Origin of the sequence: Nocardia sp. NPDC050710, assembly GCF_040654375.1 — a bacterium.
GTDB lineage: Bacteria > Actinomycetota > Actinomycetes > Mycobacteriales > Mycobacteriaceae > Nocardia.
Genome location: NZ_JBFAHV010000021.1, coordinates 147,092 through 169,012, shown reverse-complemented (window position 1 = coordinate 169,012; position 21,921 = coordinate 147,092). Strand labels below are relative to the sequence as shown.

Sequence of the window (21,921 nt, the reverse complement as noted above, 5' to 3'; positions counted from 1 at the left end):
CGAACGATCAGCGGGTGGGAGGACCGGCGGGCGTTGCGCAGCCGGGTTACAGGTTATCGACCCGGAGAGCGGACACCCTGTCCAGGAGAGCTTGGCGGACGGTGTCGGGGCTCAGTACGCGCAGTGTGGTGCCCAGACCCATCAAATAGGTGACGAGACAGTCGATGTCGTTGGCGCCGATATCGATGAGGGTGGCGTCGGGGCTGTCGGGGCGGTGGGTTCCGATGGTGGCCGGCACGATCTGTAAGGCTTGCTGGAGGGGCACGGAGAGCCTGATCGTGGCGTAGAGCGGGTAGGTGACCGCGGCGATCGCTTCGGTGACCAGCGTGGCGGGGTCGGGCGGGTTGTCGTGTTGGATGCGATGTCCGGTGAGTTCGGTGTCCAGTACCCGGTCCACCCGGAATGTACGCCATTGCTGTTTGTCGACGTCTTCGGCGAGGAAGTACCAGCGGCGGTTGGCGCGCACCAGTCGATAGGGGTCGACGTAGCGGCGGGTGATGTGCTGATGATGATCACGGTAGGTGAGCGCGAGGCGTTCACTCTGGCGGCAGGCCGTGGCTAGAGCCCACAGTAGGGACGCGTCGGCTTGCGGGGATGCATCCGCCCCGTCGGCGGTATGAGCGAGGGTGCGGTTCACCGCGTCGAGGTGGCGCGCGAACCGTTCGGGTAACAGGGTTTGCAGTTTGAACAGCGCCGACAATGCCGAGACGCTGTTGCCGAGCACGCCGCCGGCCGCGGTTTCCCGCAACGCCACGGCCACTGCGAAACCCTCCTCTTCGTCGAGGGCGAGCGCTGGAACCCGCGGTCGACGAGCCAGGCGATAGCCGCCCCACGGGCCCGGATCGGAATCGATGCCGTACCCCAGTTCCCGCAGGCGTGCGATATCGCGGCGCACCGTACGGTCGGTCACTCCCAGCCGCCGGCTCAATTCCTGACAGGTCCATGCCGGGCGTGAGTCCAGCAGGGCCAATACATGCAGCAACCGCGCAGTAGATCCGATCACAGTCGGTATTCTCGTCCAGATCCAGGACCGGACCTGTCCTGGTCGGACCCTATGGTCTGGACCCATGACTGCTGAACCGACAACACAGCACCGTGCCGTCGCTGAACCTCGACCGATAATCCGTTGGCTCTCAATAGATTTCGACTGCCCAGATCCTGTCGAGTTGGCAGAGTTCTACAGCCGTGGACTCGGCCTGCCGGTGCTCTACACCAGCGATGACTTTGTCCTACTCGGGACCGAAGCCGCCGGGCCGGGATTGGGTTTCATCCGCATCCTGGACTATCAACGCCCGACTTGGCCGGAATCGGTGGTGGCCAAGCAGGCCCATCTGGAGTTCGGGGTCGATGATCTGGATTCCGCGCAAGCGTGGATGGGCGAGCTGGGCGCGGTCCTGACCACCTTCCAACCCGACATGGGCCACCGCCGGGTGATGCTCGATCCCGCGGGGCACCCGTTCTGCCTGACCACCCACGGTGTCTGAACCGTTCCGGTGTCGGCCCTCGGATTCACCGGAAGTGGTTCGGTGACGGACGTGCCTTGGGCTGGTGGTGATGGCGAACGCTGTGCTGACAACCTAGCCCGACATTGTGGATGGTCTCATGCTGCTCGACGTTGCTCGAATAACGCTCTGTGGCAATCCTTTCGGTGTTCCTTGGGCTCTGTGAGAATGGAAGCGTGAGTGAACGTCATGGCCGGCGTCTGCGTCGAATCCTGCAAGCCGATGCCGAGCTGTCCCCCGACGAGCTCGATCATCTGCGGGAGCGCGCCTGGCTGTACTCGAGGTTCGCTCGATACTCGGCGCGCAACGCCGCGCGGAAGGCATCCGATCCGCATGAGCATGAGCGGTGGGAACACGAGCACGAGCGGGCCCAGGCGTTGTTGCGATCGGAACGATGGAAGACCGTCGACGAGGCACGCCGAGTTGTTCTCGAATACCCGGAGCTGCTCAACCGTCTGGATGCGGCGTCCGGCCAAGAGCCGTACCGGTTGCACCGGCTGGATCCGGACGACCCAGCCGGGTACTTCCTCGATCTCGGCGCCCAGGGTGTATACGGCAATCGGTGCCCAATCGGTACGGTTTTCGATCCGGAGGCGACCGAGCTTCCGGACATGTTGCGCGGTGCATGCGTCCCACGCGATGAGTACGACCCGTGTGCCTATCCCGAGCTGTACAGTCCTGCTGCGCTGAAGCGGTGGGCGAGCGAGAGCTGACCATTCATCAGGATTCCTACATCACCAGGCTGCGCGCATCCGCACACCGGGGGTCTGTGTGTGGGAGTTCCCGCCCTGCGGCCAGGGTGGTGACCCCGGTGGCGGTTTTGGTCCGGCTGTGGACAGCGCCGTCTTCGCATCCGGCGATCTCCGTGCCATCGCTGGTGCAGGCGGGCCCGGACCCAGTCGACTCTGACCGGCATCGCGTCGTGTCCTGCGGGGCCGTGGGCGTCGAATACGCGGACGACGGCGTACGCGGCCGAAACCGAGCTGACCTACCGGATCGAACTGATCAACCAGGAGCGCGATCATCGGGCCGCGGCGCTGCGCGGGCACGGGTTAGCGGTGCCGGTGAGTGCGGCCAACTTCCTGTTCATCCAGTGCAACACCGACCGGGCAGGGCGTCCGACCACGGCACTGCGCCGATCCGGCATCGCGGTGAAATCCTACGATGGTGCGGGGGTCCGCGTCACCGTCGCCGGACGATCAGCGTAGGACGCGGTGATGCGGATACTCCCCGGATGGGAGCCATGAACATGTCGACCACACATACCTCCGCGGCGGACCAGGAGTCCGCCTTCGAGACATCGCTGGCGCTGGACAATCAGCTGTGCTTCGCCCTGTACGCGACATCACGCCTGGTTGCGGCGGCCTACCGGCCGTTCCTGGACCGAATGGGGGTGACCTCCCCGCAGTACCTCGTCCTGCTGGCGCAGTGGGAGCAGCCGGGATCGAGCATGAAACAGCTGTGCGCACGCCTGAGCCTCAACTACGGCACGGTGTCACCACTGGTCGAACGCCTGGCTACGGCCGATCTGGTAGACAGCGACCCGGGCGGCGCCGACAAACGAGAAGTCGTGCTGCGTCCCACTGCGGCGAGCAGGGCACTCGAGGATCAGGTCAGATGCATGATCGAAAGCGTCGCCGTTGATGTCGGACTGTCGCCACAGGATCTGACCGGGCTCCGGGACCAGTCGCACGATGTCTCGCCGAAACCACCCGGCTGCGGACGGGGCGTATCCCCGGGAATGCACACGAAATCTCCCGGGAATGCACACGAAATCTATAGCCCCAGGACGATATCGGCGTCCGCGGGCCTGTCCTAGAGGAGTTTGTCAATGTCACGGAACATTAACGGCCCGAACGGTCTTCGCGCGCTAGGCCAGGCCTCGCTGGGCGCGCTGCTGGTCTCTGCCGGCACTGGTCATCTGACGTTCCAGCGCCAGGAATTCCGGGCGCAGGTCCCGCGCTGGTTGCAGCTGGACCCCGATGTCGTCGTCGTCGCGTCCGGGGTCGTCGAGATCGGCCTCGGCAGCGCGCTGCTTGCCACCTGGAAACAGCCCCGCCGCGCCCTTGTCGGCGGCGCGGTCGCGGCGTTCTTCGTCGCGATCTTCCCCGGCAATATCGCGCAGTTGGTCAACCACGCCGACGCCTTCGGTCTCGACACCGACACCAAACGTGCTGTGCGACTGGTCTTTCAACCGCTGCTGGTCGCGTGGGCGCTGGCTGCCACCGACAGCCGCCGCGTCCTTCGGGAGCAACGCGCCCTGCGGAATCGCCGATCGGCGTAGCCGGGCTCGGGTGCGGCGTTCATCGCCTGCGCTGTGGTCTGGTGACAACGGCAGGCAGTACGGCGGCCGTGCGGTCTCGGAGCGCCGCGCCGCGTGGCGCTCCGCTTCATCGAGACCGCAATTCTCGTCTTCGCCGAACTCGGATATGCCAATTGCTCTCTTACCGACCTGTGCGCCGCGGCCGGGCTGTCGCGCCCCCAGTTCTATGAGGAGTTCCAGAATCGCGAGGACGTGCTGATCGCCGCCTACGGCCATATCCAGGACGCGACCGCAACCGCGGTGAGCACCGCGATGACCTGGCGCTGACGCTGGACCCCCGGGCGGCGCCGCCGCGGCTGCTGGGGATTCGCCCCTTGCGGCTGCCGCCGAGGCAACACGCGTCACAACTAAAAGGTGGCGGTGTCGATGACGAACCGGTAGCGGATGTCGCTGCGTAGGACGCGGTCGTATGCCTCGTCGATGCGGTCGGCCGCGATGACCTCGATCTCGGCGCCGATGCCGTGGTCGGCGCAGAAGTTCAGCATCTCCTGGGTCTGCGGCAGGCCGCCGATGAGGGAGCCGGCAACCGAGCGTCGCGCCCCGATCAGGGAGGGGGCGGGGATCAGCATCGGCTCGGGCGGCATACCCACCACAACCAGGGTGCCGTCCAGCTTCAGCAGGCTGATGTACTTCGTCATCGGCAGCTCGGCCGACACGGTGTTGATGATCAGGTCGAAGTGGCCGCGCAGGGTGCGGAAGGTGGTCTCGTCCGCGGTCGCGAAGTAGTGGTGGGCGCCGAACCGCAGCCCGTCGTCCTGCTTGCTCAGCGACTGGCTCAGCACCGTGACTTCGGCGCCGAGCGCCGCCGCGATCTTCACACCGATGTGGCCGAGCCCGCCCATGCCGATGATGGCGACCCGCTTACCCGGCCCGGCGTTCCAGTGCCGCAGTGGGGAGAACAGGGTGATTCCCGCGCACAGCAGCGGAGCGGCCTGCTCCAGCGCGATACCGTCCGGAATCGACACCACGAAGCCCTGGGTCACCACGATCTGCGTCGAGTACCCGCCCATGGTGATGCCGCCGTCCTGCACCGCCTCTGGAACCTTGTGGTTGTAGGTCCACGTCGCACCTCGCGAGCAGTACTGCTGCGACCCGACCAGGCAGTTCTCGCATTCGCCGCAGGAGTCGACCAGGCAGCCGACACCGACTCGATCGCCGACAGCGAATCCGGTGACGTGTGACCCGACCGCGGCGACGATGCCCGCGATCTCATGTCCCGGCACGCAGGGATAGCTGGTTCCCTGCCACTCGTTGCGTGCGGTGTGGATGTCGGAGTGGCAGATTCCGGCGAACTTGACGTCGATCAGCACGTCGTCGGGCCCGAGTTTCCGGCGTTCGACGGTGGTCTTCTCGAAGCGGCCGTCGGGGGCGGCGACGGCATATGCGGTAGCGAGAGTCATGGAGTACGTACCTATCGATGCAGGGGTGCGGGGGCGGGGCGCTGGTCAGCGCCGCCCACGTGTGTTGATGTCGAATTCAAGTTCATGTTAGCGGGAGGCGGTGCGGTGGGTGCAGGACGTGGTGGCGATCACGATCTCGCTGTGCGTGGTGGCGCCTGCGCTGGCGATCCGGTCGGGATCGATGAGTCTCGCGAGGATTCGGTCGCGGACCAGGGGGAGCGATCTGTCGATTGACAGGCGAGTGAACCTGTGCCCGCGTATGTCTGCGCCGTCTCGATCATCCGGCGGACCCGCCGCCGACCTCGCACGTGGCCGGTGATGGGATGGGTCTCCGAATCGGCGATGTGCGGAGCAGTTGGACTGGGCGGTGGATGTGGTGATTGATCCGGTCGGGCGTTGGTAGAGGACGGAGTTGTCGGGGTAGATGATCCATCGACAGACTGGTTGGTAATGAAACTGCCTGAGCTTCCTGATCTACCGGTCCGTGGCGTTCTCGATCGTATTGTCGAGACGTTGGCCGAGCGCGAGACTGCTGTGCTGGTCGCGCCGCCGGGGACTGGGAAGACGACCTTGGTGCCGTTGGCGTTGGCGGCGGGGACTGCGCAGCGGGTGCTGGTGGCTGAGCCTCGACGGTTGGCGGCTCGAGCCACAGCTGCGCGGATGGCTGCTTTGCTCGGGGAGTCGGTGGGGGAGACCGTAGGGTACTCGGTCCGAGGGGATCGACGAGTAGGGCGGGACACTCGGGTCGAAGTCGTCACGTCGGGGTTGCTGGTGCGACGGTTGCAGAGCGATCCCGAGTTGGCGGGGGTTGATGTGGTTTTGCTCGATGAGTGTCATGAGCGGCATCTCGACGCGGATCTGTTGTTGGCGTTGCTGCTCGATGCTCGGGCTGGGTTGAGGCCGGATCTGCGGGTGCTGGCTACGTCGGCGACTGTTGCGGCTGAACGTCTTTCGGCGCTGTTGGGTGGGGATCGCGTGGCGCCGGTGGTGCAGGTCCAGGGGCGGACCTATCCGGTGGATATGACGTATGTTGCGTCGTTGCCACGCGAGCGAGTCGAAGCACAGGTGGCACGCGCCACCCGGGCCGCGCTCGACGGAACCGAGGGTGACGTGCTCGTCTTCCTGCCTGGGGCAGCCGAAATCCGCCGGACTACCGCGCTTCTGGCCGACGTGGACGGCGTGGATCTCGTTCCGTTGCACGGCAGACTTTCCGCCGCGGCGCAGGACACGGCGTTGCGGCCGGGGCCGCGGCGCCGAGTGGTGTTGGCCACGGCGGTGGCGGAGTCCAGTTTGACGGTGCCCGGGGTGCGGGCGGTGGTGGATTCGGGACTGGCTCGGGTCCCACGCATCGATCGGGGGCGTGGGCTGTCCGGGCTTGCGACAGTTCGAGTCTCGGTGGCGGTGGCCGAGCAGCGCGCCGGGCGGGCTGGGCGTGAGGCTCCGGGGCGGGTGTGGCGATGCTGGCCGGAATACGAGCACGGCACGCTGCCTGCCTATCCGGAGCCGGAGATTCGGACGGCGGATCTGACTCGGTTGGCGTTGGAACTGGCGTGTTGGGGTACGGCTGATGGTCATGGCCTCGCCTGGTGGGATGCTCCGCCGCCCGGTGGGTTGGCTGCCGGCCGGGATGTATTGCGCGCGTTGGGGGCCGTGAACGGAGACGGTGTTGTCACCGACCGTGGGCGGCGCATCGCCCGGATCGGGCTGCATCCTCGGTTGGCACGGGCGTTGCTCGACGGGGCGGCCGAGGTCGGTGCTCGGGCGGCTGCGGAAGTGGTCAGTGTCCTCGACGACGACACTCTTGTATCCGGAGTTGATCTCACGGCTGGCCTGCGTGTGCTGCGGCGCGAGCGGCCGGCACGCTGGCGGCGGGAGGTCGAGCGGCTGGCACGATTGATCGAGGCGTCGGACGGGGTCGACGATCCGGCTTTCGTTGTCGCGCTGGCTCATCCGGAGCGGTTGGCGCGACGGCGCGGCCCGGGTTCGGCGAGCTATCTCATGGTCGGCGGCACTGCGGTGACGCTGCCGTCCGGCTCCGGAATAGGTGATGCGGAGTGGCTGGCGGTCGGCATTGCGACGCGCGATCCGGGCCGTTCCGACGGGTGGATACGGTTGGCTGCGGTCGCTGATGAACAGCTGGCCCGCCGTGCCGCATCGAGCCTGCTGACGACCGTCGACGAGGTAGATTGGATCGACGGCGATGTGGTCGCTCGCCGGGTCGAACGACTGGGGGCGATCATCTTGTCGGAGAAGCCGATTCGTGATCCCGATCGCCAATTGCTCGGCGCCGCGGTGCGTCGCGGACTGAGCTCGACCGGTCTCGGCCTGCTGCGCTGGGATTCCGATGCGATCGCCTTACGTCAGCGCCTCGACTTCCTGCACCGCACCCTGGGCGCCCCCTGGCCCCCGGTCGATGACAAGTCGCTGCTCGCCGCCGCCGACACCTGGCTCGGCCCCGAACTTGCCACTGCCCGCCGCCGCGCCGACATCGAACGCATCGATGCCGGACAGGCACTGGGTCGTCTGCTGCCCTGGCCGGACGCCGCCCGGATGGACGAACTAGCGCCGGAACGCTTAGCGGTCCCCTCCGGCGGCCACCCCCGCCTCGACTACTCGACCGACCCGCCGGTGCTCGCGGTCAAAGTGCAGGAAGTCTTCGGTTGGACAGACGCGCCACGGCTGGCCCATGGCCGCGTCCAGATCGTGCTGCACCTGCTCTCACCCGCCCAACGCCCGGTCGCAGTCACTACTGATCTGGCATCCTTTTGGCGCACCGGCTGGCCCCGAGTCCGCGCCGACCTCCGCGGTCGCTACCCCAAACACGCCTGGCCGGAAGACCCCACCACCGTGCCCGCCCACCGCGGCACTGCTCGCAACGCCGGCCGCGGCTAGCCGAGACCCCACGCTGATCCCTCGTTTTGGCTGTGGGGAAATGGTCCGCACACCCGCTGCGGCGTTCAACCGGCTCTGCCGCGCCCTGGGCGTCGTGCAATCGATGGGCCAGGTCGGATCGGCCCTGGACAACAGCCGTGCCGACATGTCGTTCGCCAGCGTAATGGGACCACCACGTTGCCAGCGAGGGACCACCGACAGCCCCGGATTTCTTGATAGAACACGTTTCTCCGTGGTGTGAAGGTCCGCTGGGTTGCGAACCAAATCATCCGGCGGGGACGCCGGGTGGTCGGGCGAGGATGAGCTCAGCGGCGCGGGCGATGACCTGGGCGCGGGTGCGGCCGGGGTGGTCGGCGGCGAGGAAGGCGCTACCGATGGCCAGGCAGAAGGCCAGCAGGGCGCGGGCTTCGACCTCGTCGGGGTCGGGGCAAAAGGTGCCGATCATCTCGCGCGCCAGCCGCATGCGCTTGTTGTCCACGCGGCGTAGACGCTCGGCGACAGCCTGATCACGGCGGCCCCAGTCGCGCAGCGCCAGGTCGATCGGGCGCACGCGGTCGGCGGACTGGAGGAACCGGCTCGCCAGCCGGACCTCGTCCCGCGCGCCACCCTCCTGCTCCATCCGATCGATTTCTGCGTCGACGCTCTCGCGCTCCCAAGTGTCCAGCATCTCCTCCAGCAGCGCCTCCCGGTCGGCGAAGTAGCCGTAGAAGCCACCCCTGGTCACGCCGAGCCGCTTGGCCAGGGCGTCGACGCGCACGGCATCCACCCCGCCTTCGGCCAGTGCTCGCAGGCCCTCCTCGACCCATTTCTCACGCGGCGTGCGCAACGCGCCCATACCGTGTCCCACCTCACCTCTCAGCCAGTTGTGCAGTACTGCACAACACGTCTAACCTCTGGTTATACAGTACTGCATAACCCGAAGGGGGCAGCCGGAGACCCCGCGACGCGGCCTTGGGTGACAGGACTGCGACTGCGCGGATCCCCCCACGAAGCCGTGCCGCTCCGGGCGGAGAATGGAGAGTTCAAATGATCAAGTGGGCTGGTTGGCTCATCACTTTGTGCGGAGTCGGACACACGCTGGGTGCCCTGGTGCAGACGATCCCCCACTACGCCGAGGACTGGTTCAGCTTGGCATTGTGGGAGAAACAGAACACCGACCCCATCGCGATGACCCACACTACTGCCGCGTTCTGGTACACGGCTTTCAGTTTCGGCCCGCCACTCATCGTGGTCGGCCTGATGGTGTTGTGGCTGAGCCGCCGCGGGATTGCACCGCCACCGTTCATCGCGTGGAGTGTTGCGTGCTGGACGGTGATCACCGCAGTTCTCTCCGGCCCCTCACCGTTGCTGCTCCTCCTGATCGCGGCCGTCCTGCTGCTAGTCGGCGCCCGCCGCGCCGCCCGCAGTGGTAACACCACGCCCCAGGTCGCCGCAATGTAACGGGGGCGAGCATGGCCAGCGGCGAACCTACGCGACGGAACCCGTTGGGACGGAAGTCAACCGTCGTCGCCCCCCGACCGACCTCCAAGACCGGCCACGCAATACGGCAACCTGTTCTCCTCGTCGAGGCTGTCGGTGGTCCCTCGACTGGCAACACGATGGTCCCATCACGCTGGTAAACGACACCGAGACGTTCAACTCCACCCTGAAAGTCGAGTTCGCCCACCGGCACCGGTTTCGCACCCGCGCCGAGGTCCGGGATCGTCACCGGGATGACCGGGTTCTGAAATGCGGCCCGCCGCCACTCGCTGTGCGGGCAAAAGCGCAGTGGAAAGGGCAAAGCGGGCCCGCCGGCTCATGATGAGCTAGTGCGCCGCAACTTCCGCGCTGAAGCCCCGAACCGGTCGTGGCTGGCCGGATATCGGCGAGCACCACACCGGCGAGGGCCAAGCTCTACATCTGTGCGGTCGAGGACATCTACTCCAACCGGATCGTCGGCTACTCCATCGACTCGCGAATGAAATCGACACTCGCCGTGTATGCCTTCAACAACGCTGCGGCGCACCGCGGCGACGTGACCGGCTGCATTCTGGATACCGGCCGCGGATCGCAATTCCGAAGCCGAAAGTTCATGCGAGCCCTGGCCCGTCACGACATGGCCGAGTCAATGGGCCGCGCCGGCGCGGCCGGTGACAACGCCGCCATGGAGAGTTCCCTAAGTTTGTAGATGTCTGGGGTTGGTGCCCTGGATGCCCAGGACGGTGGGGTGTAGCTGATGGTTTGTTGCAGCTGTTGTGGCTCCGAAGGAATGGCTGCCCCGCCGTGCTGGACGCTCCGGCCTCTGATTGAGATCTGATGCGGTTCGTCGCTGGTTAGGGACCTGATGGCGGGGTTGTCCACGGGCTTCGGTTGCGCGAACGGAAGTGTGAGAGTGGCTCTGCGCCAGAGGATTTGGGTCGGCATCGATGTCGGCAAGGTCGGCCATCATGTGTGCGTGGTCGACGAGAGCGGCAAGGCGTGCTGGTCGGGCAAGCTCGCCAACGATCAGCGGGCGATCGAGGCGGTGATCGACCGCGCCCGCAACACCGGGATCGAGTTGCGGTGGGCGATCGATCTGACCAGCCCGCTGGCCGCGTTGCTGATCACGGTGCTGCTGAGCGCTGGCGAGTCGGTGGTCTATGTGCCCGGCCGCATGGTGGCCACCATGACCGGCATATTCCGCGGTGAGGGCAAAACCGACGCCAAGGACGCCCGCGTCATCGCCGACACCGCCCGTATGCGTACCGACCTGCAACCGGTGACCGCACCCGACGAACTGATCGCCGAGCTGACCCAGCTGTCGAGCTACCGCACCGACCTGATGGGCGACTGGGTGCGCGGGGTCAACCAACTGCGCGCCATGCTCGCCTCGATCTTCCCCGCCCTGGAGGGCGCGTTCGACTACTCGACGCGCTCGCCGCTGATCCTGGTCGCTGGACTGTGCACCCCGACCGAGATCGGTGACGCCGGAATCGACGGCGTCACAACATATCTCACCGAACATGGGGCCTGGCGTAAAGGCATCTCCGCGATGGCCGCCCAAGCGGTCGCCGCGGCCGGCACCCAGGACATCGCCGTGCCGGGCGAGGCCACCACCGCCACACTGATCAAGCGGCTCGCGGTCAAACTGCTCGATCTCGACCGCGAGATCAAGGACCTCGACAAGCAGATCACCGCCCGCTTCCACGAACACCCCCAGGCGCCGATCATCGAGTCGCTGCCCGGCATGGGCCCGCACCTGGGCACCGAGTTCCTCGTGAACACCGGCGGTGACGCCCTGGCCGAGTTCACCAGCCCGGGCCGGCTGGCCTCCTACGCCGGGCTCGTCCCGGTACCCCGCGATTCCGGCCGCATCAGCGGCAACCTGCACCGGCCCAAACGCTACAACCGCAGACTGCGGCGCGTGTTCTTCATGGCCGCCCTGTCCTCGATCCGCAACGAGGGACCCTCGCGAACCTACTACCAGCGCAAACGCACTGAACGACTCATCCATACCCAAGCCCTCCTAGCATTGGCCCGGCGCCTGGTCGACGTGCTGTGGGCACTGCTGCGCGACAACCGCCCCTTCGACACCAAGCCCCCGAGCGTCAACGGAGTCCCGGCCGCGGCTTGACATCGTCATTGAGATTCCTTCGCGCTGCCGCAGAAGAATGTCCTCGACCGCCGATCCTGGTGCAGCCGTGAGAAACCGCGCATCGCGGTCGTCATCTGGATCGAACGCACCTACCACCGCCCCCGCTGGCAAACCACCCTCGGCCGTTTGACGCCAGCCGAATACGAGACCATCATGGGCCCCACCGGCCAGTCAGGCCGCGTGATCGAACTTGTCACCTGATCGTGCAGCAATCCCCTGATCGCACTCGGGATGCTCGCCGACCGGTACTTCGAGTACCAGCGGGCGAAGGCTGACAACATGGACTGTTGAGTCGCAGGCTCAGTAATGCCACGTCCCGGGCGTCTCGACACCGAGTTGAGCAGCGGCCGAGTCCCTGTCAGTCGTTACCGTGGCCGGGCAGAGCACCGGGTATCAGCCAGGTTCGCAAAGCAAACACTTTGGCTCGCTCCCGGGTTCAGGCCCAGGCGCAGTGTTATCGAGGCGTTCATTGCTCTGGCAGGGCGAAGCGTTCCAGTGCCGATCGAGATGGCGCGAGGAAGTAGCCGCCACCTGTGGGTATCACCCAACGGTCGGTGGCGGTGATCATTTGGCTGTCATCGCCACGGCTGAACTTGGCGTATCGCGGTTGTCCATCGCTGACTTGGCCGAGCAGCAGGTCGTGCCCGGAGTTGCCCTCGGGGGCGTTGTGCTTGTTCATCCAGGTGGTCGAGATGAGTTCGAACTGTCGTACCAGGGACGTCTGATACGACATGAACAACAGTCCGCGGTCGGTGGCATCAGGCGGTTCCCCCGGGGTGAACGCGCTGCCCCAGGTGATGCCGCGACGCATCATCTGCATAGCCAACGTCTCGATCGCACCGCCCTTGTCGGTGGCCAGGTCCCGCGGGTTGACCTTGCGAATGTGGGCGAATGCTGGACAGGCGAGGCCCTCGGCGTCGGCGGCCGAGCCGGTGACCTCTCGCAATTCCCCGATCGCTGGTGCGGCCAGACCCTCGAACGCGACCAGGGGATCTGAGCACACCCTGGCCTCGAGGGTGGGGCGAGCGTATTCGAAAGCGTTGGTGCACAGCATGTCCTGTGCGTCGGCTGGATCGGCGGTGGTGGGGTTGCGGACCAGGGCGCTGCCATCGGGCCAGCGTCCCACCATTGCCGCCGCGAGTCGGTCGGCGTCGACGTCTGTGAATCCTGGGCACGCGCTCAGCCGGACGGATTCCGCGGCGAGGAAAGCGCTGAATGCCGCGACATCTTGGCGCAGTCGGCGCAGCGCGAGCAGCGATCCGTTGACAGTCCAGGCAGGCCCGCCGGAGATTACGGGCCCCGGTTCGAGCGCATCGTGGGGGTGCAGACCTGGGTAGCCGAAGACGAATTGCCCAGGCCACACCAACGGCTGGCCTGGTCGGGCATGGGTGCGGGCCAGCGGAAGTTGAGGGTCGAGCCATCGCCGTGTCAGAAAGTGACGTTCGTGCTGTGATAATCGGCCCCGGACACCTACTTGGGATACGCCGTCGCGGAACCCGAAATGCTCGATGTCGCCGGGTAGTAGCTCACCGCGTTGTTCGAACAGCACCGTCGCGCTCGTCGATCCGGCTAGTAAGTCCTTGACCGCGTCGTCGAGGTCGAAGGACCACTCAGCCGCCAGTACCGCGAGTACGTGTGGTGTCGTCGCGGGGGTACCACCGAACCGCCATCGCGAGCGGTGACCGTCTACTTCCTTGTCCTCGGGGTCGCCGAGCAGAGTGGAGCGAAATGCCATGCCACCCTTGAATGCCGGGTCGTTCACCTGGTCGGCGTCGGGCGTCAGCATGCGCAGCGCGTCGACCGACAATGCCACGCAGCGCATCACCGGGGTCTGCGGGCGTGGTTGCCGGGCACGCAGCGCGGCTCGGCGCAGATTGCGTTGCGTCATCACCTGCGCAAGCGTCGAAACGCTCGCGTGTGGACCACGTAGCCACGCCCGCAAAGTCGACGCGTCCGGGAAACGCAGTCCGACAAGGTGCTGAAAAGATGTGCTGAAGCCGGGTAGAACGGCGCCCTGGATCTCGTCGACGTCCAGTACCGGCTCGACAGGTGCATCGGCCAACAGCGGCCCGGTCGTGATGTCGGAGTCCGGCTCGAACAGTGGCGTTGTCATTTCAACGCCTGTAGGTAAGGACCGCTGACTCGGTGACAACGATGTCGCTGAGATCCTCGGCATCAGCGGCGGCCAAGCTGGGACCGGCGGCGGTGTCCGGACCTGCGGGGGCCGACTCATCCCAATCTATTTGGGAGCAATCGCGGTTGGGTCGGACGACGATTCGAAAACCCGGCCGGTCGGGATGCGTGCAACACTTGGCCATGCACTCCTGCGGCGCGGGCGCACCGCCTGGCTTCGGCGCCACCACTCCGTAGAGCACCATCTGGATGTGGTCGGTGACCTGGCCGCCGAACGTCAGCGGAATCCCACCTACCAGGACCGGCGCCCCGTCGGGCGGGGTGAAAGTTGCACGCAGTACCCGCTGTCGTGCAGCATCGCCTCGGGTAACCTGCCACCCGTCGACCGGGTCGCCGTTGTCGTCGGTGAAGGCGCCCTTGTTGAGGTCGGCGATGTAGAGGCCGACCGGGTTGGCCAAACCCACACGCTTGCCGGCGGATACAGCGCGGTTGACGCCGAACCCGATGAGAGGATCGCTGGACCGGCTCGCTCCGCCGAACCCGGAGCAGCAGATGAGTGCGCCCGGATCGTCGACGAGGGTCCCGTCGACGGCACGCAGCACGGTGGCATCGGCGGCGAGATGGATCTCGGCCTCCAGGGTGTTGGCCTCGTGGGTCAGGTGCATTGCCCCGTGGGTTGTGGTCCAGCGGTTGAGGATGTTGTAGTCGCCCGCCTTGGCCCAGGTTTTCCAGGAGCCTTCGTCCAGGATCACGACGTCGTGATCCCAGTAGAGGTCCGACATCTGCACGCCCGGGCTGACGTGCTCGCGGTAGAGCTGCAGACACAGCTGCCGGTCCTCGCTGATGTGTGTCCAGTACTCGGGTCCCTCGCAGGTGAAGTCCACCCTCGTGATCTGCCCGGCGCCGTCGCGGTGGGTGAACCATTCGCAGTACTCGTCCTGCTGTCGCCGGAACAGGGCAAGTGGTTCGGCGAGAGAGTTATCGCGGCGTGCGCGGGGTGCCTTTCCTCCGGGTCTCCATGGGGTGAGTGTCTCTGCTGCCTGATGCCGGGAGAGCTCGGGATCAGGTTCGGTGGCGAACCAGGTTCGCAGGGCCAGTGGGAACGCATCCCATGCGATGGGTACGACATCGCCATCGCTGTCCAGTGCGTCGAAAAAGGCGCTGCTTACGTCATCGGGCTCGCTGGCGCGCGCCCCGATCCAGCCGCTGACGATATTGTGCCAGCCAATTGCCAGCGCGGTGGGGTCGCCGCCGCGAGCGAAGTCATCGGTGCTTCCGGGTGCGTCGTAACGGGACATCGTTTCCTCTCTCAGGGCTGGAGTCGAAGTGGCGAGGTGAGATCACCGGTGACGACGAGAGCGAATGCTTGCGGTCCACGCAACAGGTTGGTGGCCGTGACCTGCAACTGGTAGGTCCCGGCGGGTGCGTCGTCGATCCGGATCACCTGAACGTTGTTGCCGGAGTCGACCATTCGCAATCCTGTCGACGGGCGGCGTTCGTTACCGGCCCACTGGTGGCCCGAGGTATGCCGCAATGTCAGCGCGAGCGAGTTCTGCACGCCGCGACCGGGCGGGTCGGTCCAGGCCAGACACAATCGCAGCCCAGCCTGCCTGACACGTAGCATGTACTTCCGCTCGCTGCCGGTTTGGGCGAGTTGCTCGGATGGTTTCAACATCGTGTCGACGAATTCAAGGGTGGGTGGGGAGCCGACCCGGTTGCGTATCGGCAATGACGTGGTGAGATCGACGCACCCGAACCCCTGATGGTAATTCGGTTCGGTCGGATGATCCGCGGTCGCGTCGGAACCGGTCAGCCAGCGGGCGCCGCCCACGATCGTCGCCTTCAGCAGCGCCGCACTGGGATTCTCGTGACCACGGTCGCTCACGTAGTACTCGCGGACCAACGCGGCGATCCCGGATACCAGCGGCGTGGCCATGCTCGTGCCGCCCATATAGGCGTAACGGGTGTCGTGCTCGAGCCAGAACGCCGAGTCCGGTGCGGTCGACGAACGTGTCGAGAGAATGTAAGTACCCGGCGCGACCACGTCGGGTTTGAGACGTAACTGCTCGTCGCACGGACCGCGACCACTGAACGCGGCCAGACACTCCGGATCGCCCGCGACGTTCTCGCTCCCGATCGGATCATCCGGGAAGGCCGCAGGTTTGAATACACGCCAGTTGGGTCCGCGGACTGCTCGCGGGGTGCGCGAGGCGCCGACGGTCAGCGCGTTCTTCGCCGTCGCGGGTGCGTCGATCGAGAGCAGGTCGACGAAGCCCGTGGCAGCGTTGATGTTTGCCGCCGCGTTCGCGTTATTGCCGGCGGCCACGACAATGAGCATCTCTGGGTGGTGCCACGCCCATTCGTCGAGTTCGAGCGCGCTCATCCGATACGCCGAACGCGCCAGAGCGCCCCAGGAATTGTTGTGGATGTGCGCGCCCGCTCGATGGGCTTGCTCGAACAGGTTGCCGAGGTCGAGCGGAAGGTTGAGTTTGCCGTTGGAGCGGGACAAGGACTGCACGATGAGCGTGGCGGCGGGCGCGACGCCCTTCACCGATGGGCCGTTGCCGGCGATCGAACCCGCGACATGTGTGCCGTGGCCGACCGGGTCACTGGTGTCGCCGGGGCGTCCCAGCGCGAAACGATGTGTGATCCGCCCGCTCAAGTCGGGGTGGGTCTCGTCGATGCCGCTGTCGGCGACGGCGACGACCTGGCCCGCACCGGTCCACGGCACCGTCACCGTCCCGGCCGGGCCCGCCGGATTATCGACACCGAGAATCTTTCTCGCCACGTCATTGGACAGCTCCGGTTCGAGGTACTCGTCGATCTGGCGGACCTCGGGCAGCGCCGCGAGCTGAGCGATGCGCGTGTCATTGCGGATAGCGGCGAAACGGACCTTGCGCACGGACTTGGCGACCACCAAGACGCCGCGCTGAGACAACCACTGCTCGATCACCTCGACATCGGCTGGTTCGTGGGCGAGCGCGTCGAATGTGATCGACTCCAGTGCGGACGGCGGCGCGATGAGTGCGGCATGGAGTGTGTCCGTCGCGGTATAGAGCCGGTGGCCGAGCACTCCGGGTAGGTCATCGAGGGCGGAGACGCTACCTGGCGGGACTCGCATAGTTGCCGACATGCGACCGATTCGCTCGAGCAGAACGCAGCCGAGATCGGTGAAAGCGGTGATCCGGTCAGAAGTCAGCGGACCATCCATGTCGATGATGTACACGTTGGCCGAGGTCGGTTCCGGCGTCTCGGGCTCGGGAACCTCGAATGGTTCGAGCTCGAGCCCCGCCAGCTCGGGTTCAGCGGGAGGCGGAGCGAGCATGCGGTCGGTGGACGGCGGTAAGAGTTGCGGGGTCGTGGCGGGACTCTGGGTCACGTTCTGAATGAACAGACCGGACTCGGACAATTGCGGAAGTTCGGTTTCGTCCGCGTCGAAAATGACAACGTGCCCGGACTGTTCGATGGTTCGGTCGGCGATCGGCTGGAGATCCGCAGAGTCCATGAATACTGCTGAGACTCGCATCAACGCCATGGCAAGCTCCCACCACTAGTGTGAAATCCTCAGCCGAGCTTCGACGACGGTCATCGGAGTACTCATGCTAGTGATGCGCCGGGGCGCTGACAGGAGAACTCGGTGAAGTCGAACCACACCCGCGCCGGGGCGACCCAATTGCCGCCGCTGGGAATAAGAATCCGACAACTCCCAATTCGTCCATACAACGGATCAGGTCGAATTCGAGCGCCGATCGATTCGGCGGCACCGTAGCCGAGGTTGGTGAGTACCTCGCTGGTTGCCATCGCGAGGTTCGGGGTGATGCAGTGCACGACATGGCGCGCCCCCGTCGATGAAGCGCTGCACCATCTCGATGGTGAAGGACTGTGACGATCATTCGTTGCCAGGTTCCCGCTGAGACCAGTCGTCGGGGATACGCCTGTGGCCATGAACGCCATGCGGCGACCGATCTGCACAGTGTGGTCGCCGAATCGCTCGTGATACCGACCGAGCAAGGGAGGTCGACCGCGGCGCTCGTGCCGCCTCGCCCAGGCGTCGTGATGCAGGCGGTCCATGGTGTTCGTCCTGGCCGTCGAGCGCGACGGCGTCGTGCGGAACGCCCAGGACCGCGGCCGTGCTGGTGGCTATCGCGATGGCGGCGGCGCCAATCCAGCCACGAACGGCTCCTCCGGCTCGGTCGGACCTGGGTGGCGGCGTCGCGCAGTGCCTGCGATGTGGTCGGCCAGAGCGCCCCTCCGTATCAGATCTACTACACGCTGGATAGCGGTAACCGCGTGCCGCAGTTCACAACTCGTCGTCCGCGGACTGCTCGCTGGCTCAGCACCCAGGCTCCTGTGGATCGGTTGGGCACCAATAGTCCGGGATGTGGCTGTAGCCCACAGACTGGCGATGGAAACCCCTCCGCGGCGGGAGGCCGGTACGTATGGGTGACATCGCGGAGATCCTCGCAGAGGAGTTCAGGCCGCGAGAGTACCGGATGCCGCGACGGGTCCTTCCCGACTGGACGGTGCGCGTTTCAGCATGTCTTCCGGACGTAGCCGGGATCACGTGGAGTGGCGACGTCGACGTCCCGGAGCACGATGCTCAGCCTGCTTGCGTAGCCTTCGCACGCCGCCGACAGGCCTGCTTCGGTGTATTCGATATCGATGACGTGGTTGTCGTATGCCGACGCGTAGTCACCACACTCCGCGGTGTCTCCGCATTCTTCGGATACCGCGAAATCCAGTCCGGCAGTGGTCCTTTTGTCCACGAGTTCGGCCGCGTTCTTCTGGCCGATGGCCAGGCCGCGGTCGTGCGAGTGCTTGGCGAGCATGGTGATGAAGGTGACCGCTTGGTCGGTGGTCAGCAGCCCCTTCGATCGGCTGTAGCTGTCATAGTTGTCGACCTCGACGGCATCGAAACGCTTGTTCGCGCATTCGTCGATCCACTGGTTGACTTGGTCCGCGATACGGGTGCGCTTGTCGGCTGTGCGGATATCCAGCAGTGCCTCCTTCCACGTCGTGTCGTAGACGACCTTGCCGTCCTTGTCGCGCAGCAATAGGTCCGCTGGCCACTCGCTCTCCGCACCCGGTTGGACCTGAAAGCCGTTCACGTAGCAGATGTTGTACAGTCCATCGGCCCGCTCGGCGCTGTGATCGCGACTGACGACCGTGACTCCCGCCGGCGGATCGTAGGGACTGGTGATCTGGTAGTCGAACCCGGCATGTAGCGGAGGCAGGGTTATCGCCGCAGCGCTCGCGGTACCGGTCTGCTGCGCAACGATGCTGGTGGCCGCGGCGACGAGCGTTAGTGCGGTCGCCAAGTGCCGACGAATGCGTGCGGTGGAAGTGGTGATCACAAGACTCTTTCGTTCCTTGATGACGGCTTCGATCCGAAGGGCTTCACCGGCCACTACCCCGCCACGTACCCGTGTCGAAAACCCTTCAGGCACAGGAAGATACAACCATCACCGGACAGCTCCGTCAAAGCCCCGAGATCGGTGGCAGCTCGACCGCCATACCGGTGACTTTGTATCCAGCGGGGGAGCAGGACCAGGAAACGACGGTGTCGCGCTTGCTGAGCGGCAAACCAAAGTGTCGCGAGATGCCCGTTGGCCCTGTTCGACGTTGTGTCACTTCGCGCTGTGCTCGCTGCGGCCGCGCTCCTCCAGCGGGCGTCCCATGCTGCCTGATTTGTCCTTTATGTGGCTTGTTCTTCCTCGTCGGATCTGGGGCCCAGCCCGCTGGTGAAGAGCGCGATGAAGGCGAGGTCGTCGTGCAGACCCCGCAGGTCCTCGTCGTCGAGGATCGAGGCGAAGTCGGCGTAGCCGTGCTGCATCGCGGCGCGTACGAATTCCAGTGCGCGCCTGTGGTCGCCGGCGCGGGCCGCGACGCACGCGGCGTTGTGGAAGATGTGTGGGGCGCGCGGTGCGTGTTCGAGGGCGGTCGGCAGCAGAGCCTCGGCACGGTCGAGATGGTCGTGCAGCAGGTAGCAGTAGATCAGCCGGTTGTACGCCTGGGCCGGCGCGTCGTCGGGGAAGGCGGTGACGAACTCTAGGGCGGTGACACTCTCCGGACCGGCCGCGGGATCGGCGGCGTTGGTGAGCAGACCGAGTAGCCACGCGAAGTCGTCGGGATCGGTGCGCCATTGGTCGGCCCAGTCGCCGCCGTGTCTGCGGCTGAGCTGATCGAGAAGTTCCTCGCCCTGCTCGCGGGCGGTGGGGCCGAGGAAGCGTTGCGGGTCGATGAGGCGGGTCAGCCAGGCCGATGTGGCGCGGTGGTCGGCGAAACCGCCGGGAAGTTCGTCGTAGGTCAGCTGCCAAGCCTGGCCCGGCGTGGGCCACCAGGTCGACGTGTGGTGCCAGCCGCCGGTCTTGAGCGGCAGCAGGTATCGGTCGACCTCGGCCAGGGCGACGGGGAACTCGCCGCGGTGCACATCGCCGAGGGAGGGGCGCTCGCCCGCCCGGATGACGACTCCGCCCCCCTGTGAGCGGGTCACGGTGATGCCGGGGGTGGTGAAGGCCGGCAGTGCGGGTCCGGCGAGGTGCGTGACGAATGCAGGGCCGAGGACGGTCAGCCACCCGGCGCCGACCACATGTTCGGTCGCCGCTTCGAGCCAGCCGTCGACCTGTCCGACATCGAGGGCGAAGAAGCGACGGCACCAGGAGAAGACACGCTGGTCCTTGGCGGCGTCGCGGTCCCAGACGTACGCGCTGTATCCGCCGTGGCCCGACCGAACCGGCAGCAGCGCGGTCAACTCGGCCGTCAGTCGTGCGAGCCTCTCCGGGTCCTCGTCGGCGGGGACGATGACCTCGCAGAACGCGGCCCGCGGGCGGGCGTCGTCGGTGGGAGGGATGCCGCGGAGGTTGAGGGTGTATGAGCGCTCAGCGGTGGCCTCGGCTCGCACCGAGACTCGGATGCCGAAGTGACCGCCGACGTCGACGCGCATCTGCGGGGCCCACGACTCGTCGTCGGGGTGTTCGGCGTCCTCCGGAAAGCCGCCGAACGCGTTCGGCACGGCCCAGGTCATAGTGCCGTCGACTGGGAAATGACGGCGGAAGGCTCGGAAGCAGCCGATCACCTCGTCCGGTGAGGGATAGGAGCCGAGGTAGACCACCAGGCTGAGCATCACCGACGCCTCGAGTTCCTTCTTGCCCACCCTCAGATCGCCGGGTTCGACGGCAGCGGGTATCGGGTCATGCGCTGGCGGAACCGTGGCAACCGGGACCGCCGCGCGAGGGCGGGCGGTCGCCGCGGCGCGCAGTTCCTCGAGAAGCCGTGCCTCCTTGGCGGCGCGATGTTCCGGGGTCCAGTCGGTGCGCGCGGCCTCCGCATGCTGCAACAGTTGCTCCAGATAGGACTCCACAGCGGTAAGTCTGTCGGCCAGGAAAGCCCCGAAGCCGGGATAGCGGGCCCGCTCCTCGTACAGAAAGTCGACCACCTCGCCGGTGTCGAGCAGCAGTACCAGGGAAGGATCGTTGCCGGAGGCGCCCACGATCAGGGCGTCCATCAGCCTCTCGGGCGCCTCGCAGTCCTCCAGTGTCTCCTGGTAGTACGGGTAGGTCTCGTCATCGGTCAGCTCGCTCGTGCCGAAGAGCGTGATGCCCCATGGGAATTCCGGCCAGCCGTCGTGCAGGTGCAAGAAGTCCAGGTACTCCGGCGAGAAACCGCCGCCCCGTGCCCGCCGGGCCTCGGCGACGGCAGACGCCGATGTGGGTGGGCGCGGCCCCGGATCCGGTTCGTCCCCCTCGCGCTCGGCGATCTCGGTCAGCACGGTCAGGATGCGAGAGATCGTCGCCTCGAGCATTAGCCGCGAACCCGGGTGAACCGCCGGCGGCCGTCTTCCCGCGGCCCATCCAGCACCAGTTTCCGTTCCCTTGCCTTGTAGGCCGTGACCAGCTGGACCTGGATCCCGTCCTCGGTCTCACAGTTGTGCCCCAGTCGAATCGAGTCGCTTGCTGCAGTCAGCAGATCCACATAGGCGAGCCATGCTTCGCGGTTATCCCTCTCCGGAACGTCTGCGGTATCCGAAAGCTGCATATCATCTCCAGGTCTTTGCCAGCA

At 66.2% G+C, this 21,921-nt stretch carries 17 protein-coding genes and 2 pseudogenes; 10 read left to right on the top strand and 9 right to left on the bottom strand.

What is annotated here, in order from left to right:
- Window positions 1-46: 46 nt before the first annotated feature.
- Window positions 47-1,003 carry a WYL domain-containing protein gene (locus AB0H61_RS29530; RefSeq protein ID WP_357310785.1) on the bottom strand — a complete coding sequence of 319 codons (957 nt, stop codon included), beginning with the start codon at window positions 1,001-1,003 and terminating at the stop codon, window positions 47-49.
- A 64-nt stretch (window positions 1,004-1,067) separates the two neighbouring features.
- Between AB0H61_RS29530 and AB0H61_RS29525 the strand changes: the two genes are divergently transcribed.
- The 5 genes from AB0H61_RS29525 to AB0H61_RS29505 all read left to right on the top strand — a co-directional run bounded on the left by AB0H61_RS29525 (window position 1,068) and on the right by AB0H61_RS29505 (window position 4,092).
- A complete protein-coding gene (locus AB0H61_RS29525) occupies window positions 1,068-1,484 on the top strand; it encodes a VOC family protein (protein ID WP_357310783.1) in 417 nt (138 codons plus the stop codon).
- 194 nt (window positions 1,485-1,678) lie between these two features.
- Window positions 1,679-2,215 (top strand): hypothetical protein, encoded by a 537-nt coding sequence (locus AB0H61_RS29520; RefSeq protein ID WP_357310781.1) that lies wholly within the window; start codon window positions 1,679-1,681, stop codon window positions 2,213-2,215.
- A gap of 521 nt (window positions 2,216-2,736) precedes the next feature.
- The gene (locus tag AB0H61_RS29515) at window positions 2,737-3,321 is read left to right on the top strand and encodes a MarR family winged helix-turn-helix transcriptional regulator (protein WP_357310779.1); all 585 of its coding nucleotides are present in this window, start codon (window positions 2,737-2,739) and stop codon (window positions 3,319-3,321) included.
- Window positions 3,322-3,333: 12 nt separating this feature from the next.
- A complete protein-coding gene (locus AB0H61_RS29510; protein ID WP_357310777.1) occupies window positions 3,334-3,786 on the top strand; it encodes a hypothetical protein in 453 nt (150 codons plus the stop codon).
- 93 nt (window positions 3,787-3,879) lie between these two features.
- A complete protein-coding gene (locus AB0H61_RS29505; protein WP_357310775.1) occupies window positions 3,880-4,092 on the top strand; it encodes a TetR family transcriptional regulator in 213 nt (70 codons plus the stop codon).
- A gap of 80 nt (window positions 4,093-4,172) precedes the next feature.
- Here AB0H61_RS29505 and AB0H61_RS29500 read toward each other — a convergent pair whose 3' ends face one another.
- Window positions 4,173-5,225 (bottom strand): NAD(P)-dependent alcohol dehydrogenase, encoded by a 1,053-nt coding sequence (locus AB0H61_RS29500; protein ID WP_357310773.1) that lies wholly within the window; start codon window positions 5,223-5,225, stop codon window positions 4,173-4,175.
- Between the two features lie 450 nt (window positions 5,226-5,675).
- Between AB0H61_RS29500 and hrpB the strand changes: the two genes are divergently transcribed.
- Window positions 5,676-8,117 (top strand): ATP-dependent helicase HrpB, encoded by a 2,442-nt coding sequence (gene hrpB, locus AB0H61_RS29495; RefSeq protein WP_357310771.1) that lies wholly within the window; start codon window positions 5,676-5,678, stop codon window positions 8,115-8,117.
- Window positions 8,118-8,382: 265 nt separating this feature from the next.
- On the opposite strand, the gene AB0H61_RS29490 is transcribed toward hrpB, so the two are convergent.
- The gene (locus AB0H61_RS29490; RefSeq protein WP_357310769.1) at window positions 8,383-8,952 is read right to left on the bottom strand and encodes a helix-turn-helix domain-containing protein; all 570 of its coding nucleotides are present in this window, start codon (window positions 8,950-8,952) and stop codon (window positions 8,383-8,385) included.
- 191 nt (window positions 8,953-9,143) lie between these two features.
- Here AB0H61_RS29490 and AB0H61_RS29485 point away from each other — a divergent pair, with 191 nt between their 5' ends.
- The 4 genes and pseudogenes from AB0H61_RS29485 to AB0H61_RS29470 form a co-directional block, all read left to right on the top strand.
- Complete coding sequence (locus AB0H61_RS29485) at window positions 9,144-9,557, top strand: DUF6463 family protein (RefSeq protein ID WP_357310767.1); 414 nt, start codon at window positions 9,144-9,146, stop codon at window positions 9,555-9,557.
- Window positions 9,558-9,898: 341 nt separating this feature from the next.
- Window positions 9,899-10,281 (top strand): annotated as a pseudogene (locus tag AB0H61_RS29480) (DDE-type integrase/transposase/recombinase); the annotation flags it as partial.
- 207 nt (window positions 10,282-10,488) lie between these two features.
- Entirely contained in the window at window positions 10,489-11,709 is a 1,221-nt protein-coding gene (locus AB0H61_RS29475) for an IS110 family transposase (protein ID WP_357310765.1), read from the top strand.
- Between the two features lie 12 nt (window positions 11,710-11,721).
- Window positions 11,722-11,931 (top strand): annotated as a pseudogene (locus AB0H61_RS29470) (hypothetical protein); the annotation flags it as partial.
- A 265-nt stretch (window positions 11,932-12,196) separates the two neighbouring features.
- Here the strand turns inward: AB0H61_RS29470 and AB0H61_RS29465 are convergent.
- The 6 genes from AB0H61_RS29465 to AB0H61_RS29440 all read right to left on the bottom strand — a co-directional run bounded on the left by AB0H61_RS29465 (window position 12,197) and on the right by AB0H61_RS29440 (window position 21,897).
- Complete coding sequence (locus tag AB0H61_RS29465) at window positions 12,197-13,843, bottom strand: hypothetical protein (RefSeq protein WP_357310763.1); 1,647 nt, start codon at window positions 13,841-13,843, stop codon at window positions 12,197-12,199.
- Between the two features lies 1 nt (window position 13,844).
- Window positions 13,845-15,161 carry a hypothetical protein gene (locus AB0H61_RS29460; protein WP_357310761.1) on the bottom strand — a complete coding sequence of 439 codons (1,317 nt, stop codon included), beginning with the start codon at window positions 15,159-15,161 and terminating at the stop codon, window positions 13,845-13,847.
- 11 nt (window positions 15,162-15,172) lie between these two features.
- Window positions 15,173-17,368 carry a S8 family serine peptidase gene (locus tag AB0H61_RS29455; protein ID WP_357310759.1) on the bottom strand — a complete coding sequence of 732 codons (2,196 nt, stop codon included), beginning with the start codon at window positions 17,366-17,368 and terminating at the stop codon, window positions 15,173-15,175.
- Window positions 17,369-18,395: 1,027 nt separating this feature from the next.
- The gene (locus tag AB0H61_RS29450; protein WP_357310757.1) at window positions 18,396-19,271 is read right to left on the bottom strand and encodes an endo alpha-1,4 polygalactosaminidase; all 876 of its coding nucleotides are present in this window, start codon (window positions 19,269-19,271) and stop codon (window positions 18,396-18,398) included.
- 287 nt (window positions 19,272-19,558) lie between these two features.
- A complete protein-coding gene (locus AB0H61_RS29445) occupies window positions 19,559-21,664 on the bottom strand; it encodes a type VI immunity family protein (RefSeq protein ID WP_357310755.1) in 2,106 nt (701 codons plus the stop codon).
- Window positions 21,664-21,897 (bottom strand): hypothetical protein, encoded by a 234-nt coding sequence (locus AB0H61_RS29440; protein WP_357310753.1) that lies wholly within the window; start codon window positions 21,895-21,897, stop codon window positions 21,664-21,666. Before AB0H61_RS29440 ends, AB0H61_RS29445 begins: the two co-directional genes overlap by 1 nt.
- Between the last annotated feature and the right edge of the window lie 24 nt (window positions 21,898-21,921).

Coding starts and splice junctions, on each gene's coding strand:
- AB0H61_RS29440 (WP_357310753.1), bottom strand. CDS start 21,897: ATGCAGCTTTCGGATACCGCAGACGTTCCGGAGAGGGATAACCGCGAA.
- AB0H61_RS29525 (WP_357310783.1), top strand. CDS start 1,068: ATGACTGCTGAACCGACAACACAGCACCGTGCCGTCGCTGAACCTCGA.
- hrpB (WP_357310771.1), top strand. CDS start 5,676: ATGAAACTGCCTGAGCTTCCTGATCTACCGGTCCGTGGCGTTCTCGAT.
- AB0H61_RS29510 (WP_357310777.1), top strand. CDS start 3,334: ATGTCACGGAACATTAACGGCCCGAACGGTCTTCGCGCGCTAGGCCAG.
- AB0H61_RS29485 (WP_357310767.1), top strand. CDS start 9,144: ATGATCAAGTGGGCTGGTTGGCTCATCACTTTGTGCGGAGTCGGACAC.
- AB0H61_RS29465 (WP_357310763.1), bottom strand. CDS start 13,843: ATGACAACGCCACTGTTCGAGCCGGACTCCGACATCACGACCGGGCCG.
- AB0H61_RS29500 (WP_357310773.1), bottom strand. CDS start 5,225: ATGACTCTCGCTACCGCATATGCCGTCGCCGCCCCCGACGGCCGCTTC.
- AB0H61_RS29490 (WP_357310769.1), bottom strand. CDS start 8,952: ATGGGCGCGTTGCGCACGCCGCGTGAGAAATGGGTCGAGGAGGGCCTG.
- AB0H61_RS29445 (WP_357310755.1), bottom strand. CDS start 21,664: ATGCTCGAGGCGACGATCTCTCGCATCCTGACCGTGCTGACCGAGATC.
- AB0H61_RS29460 (WP_357310761.1), bottom strand. CDS start 15,161: ATGTCCCGTTACGACGCACCCGGAAGCACCGATGACTTCGCTCGCGGC.
- AB0H61_RS29455 (WP_357310759.1), bottom strand. CDS start 17,368: ATGGACTCTGCGGATCTCCAGCCGATCGCCGACCGAACCATCGAACAG.
- AB0H61_RS29515 (WP_357310779.1), top strand. CDS start 2,737: ATGGGAGCCATGAACATGTCGACCACACATACCTCCGCGGCGGACCAG.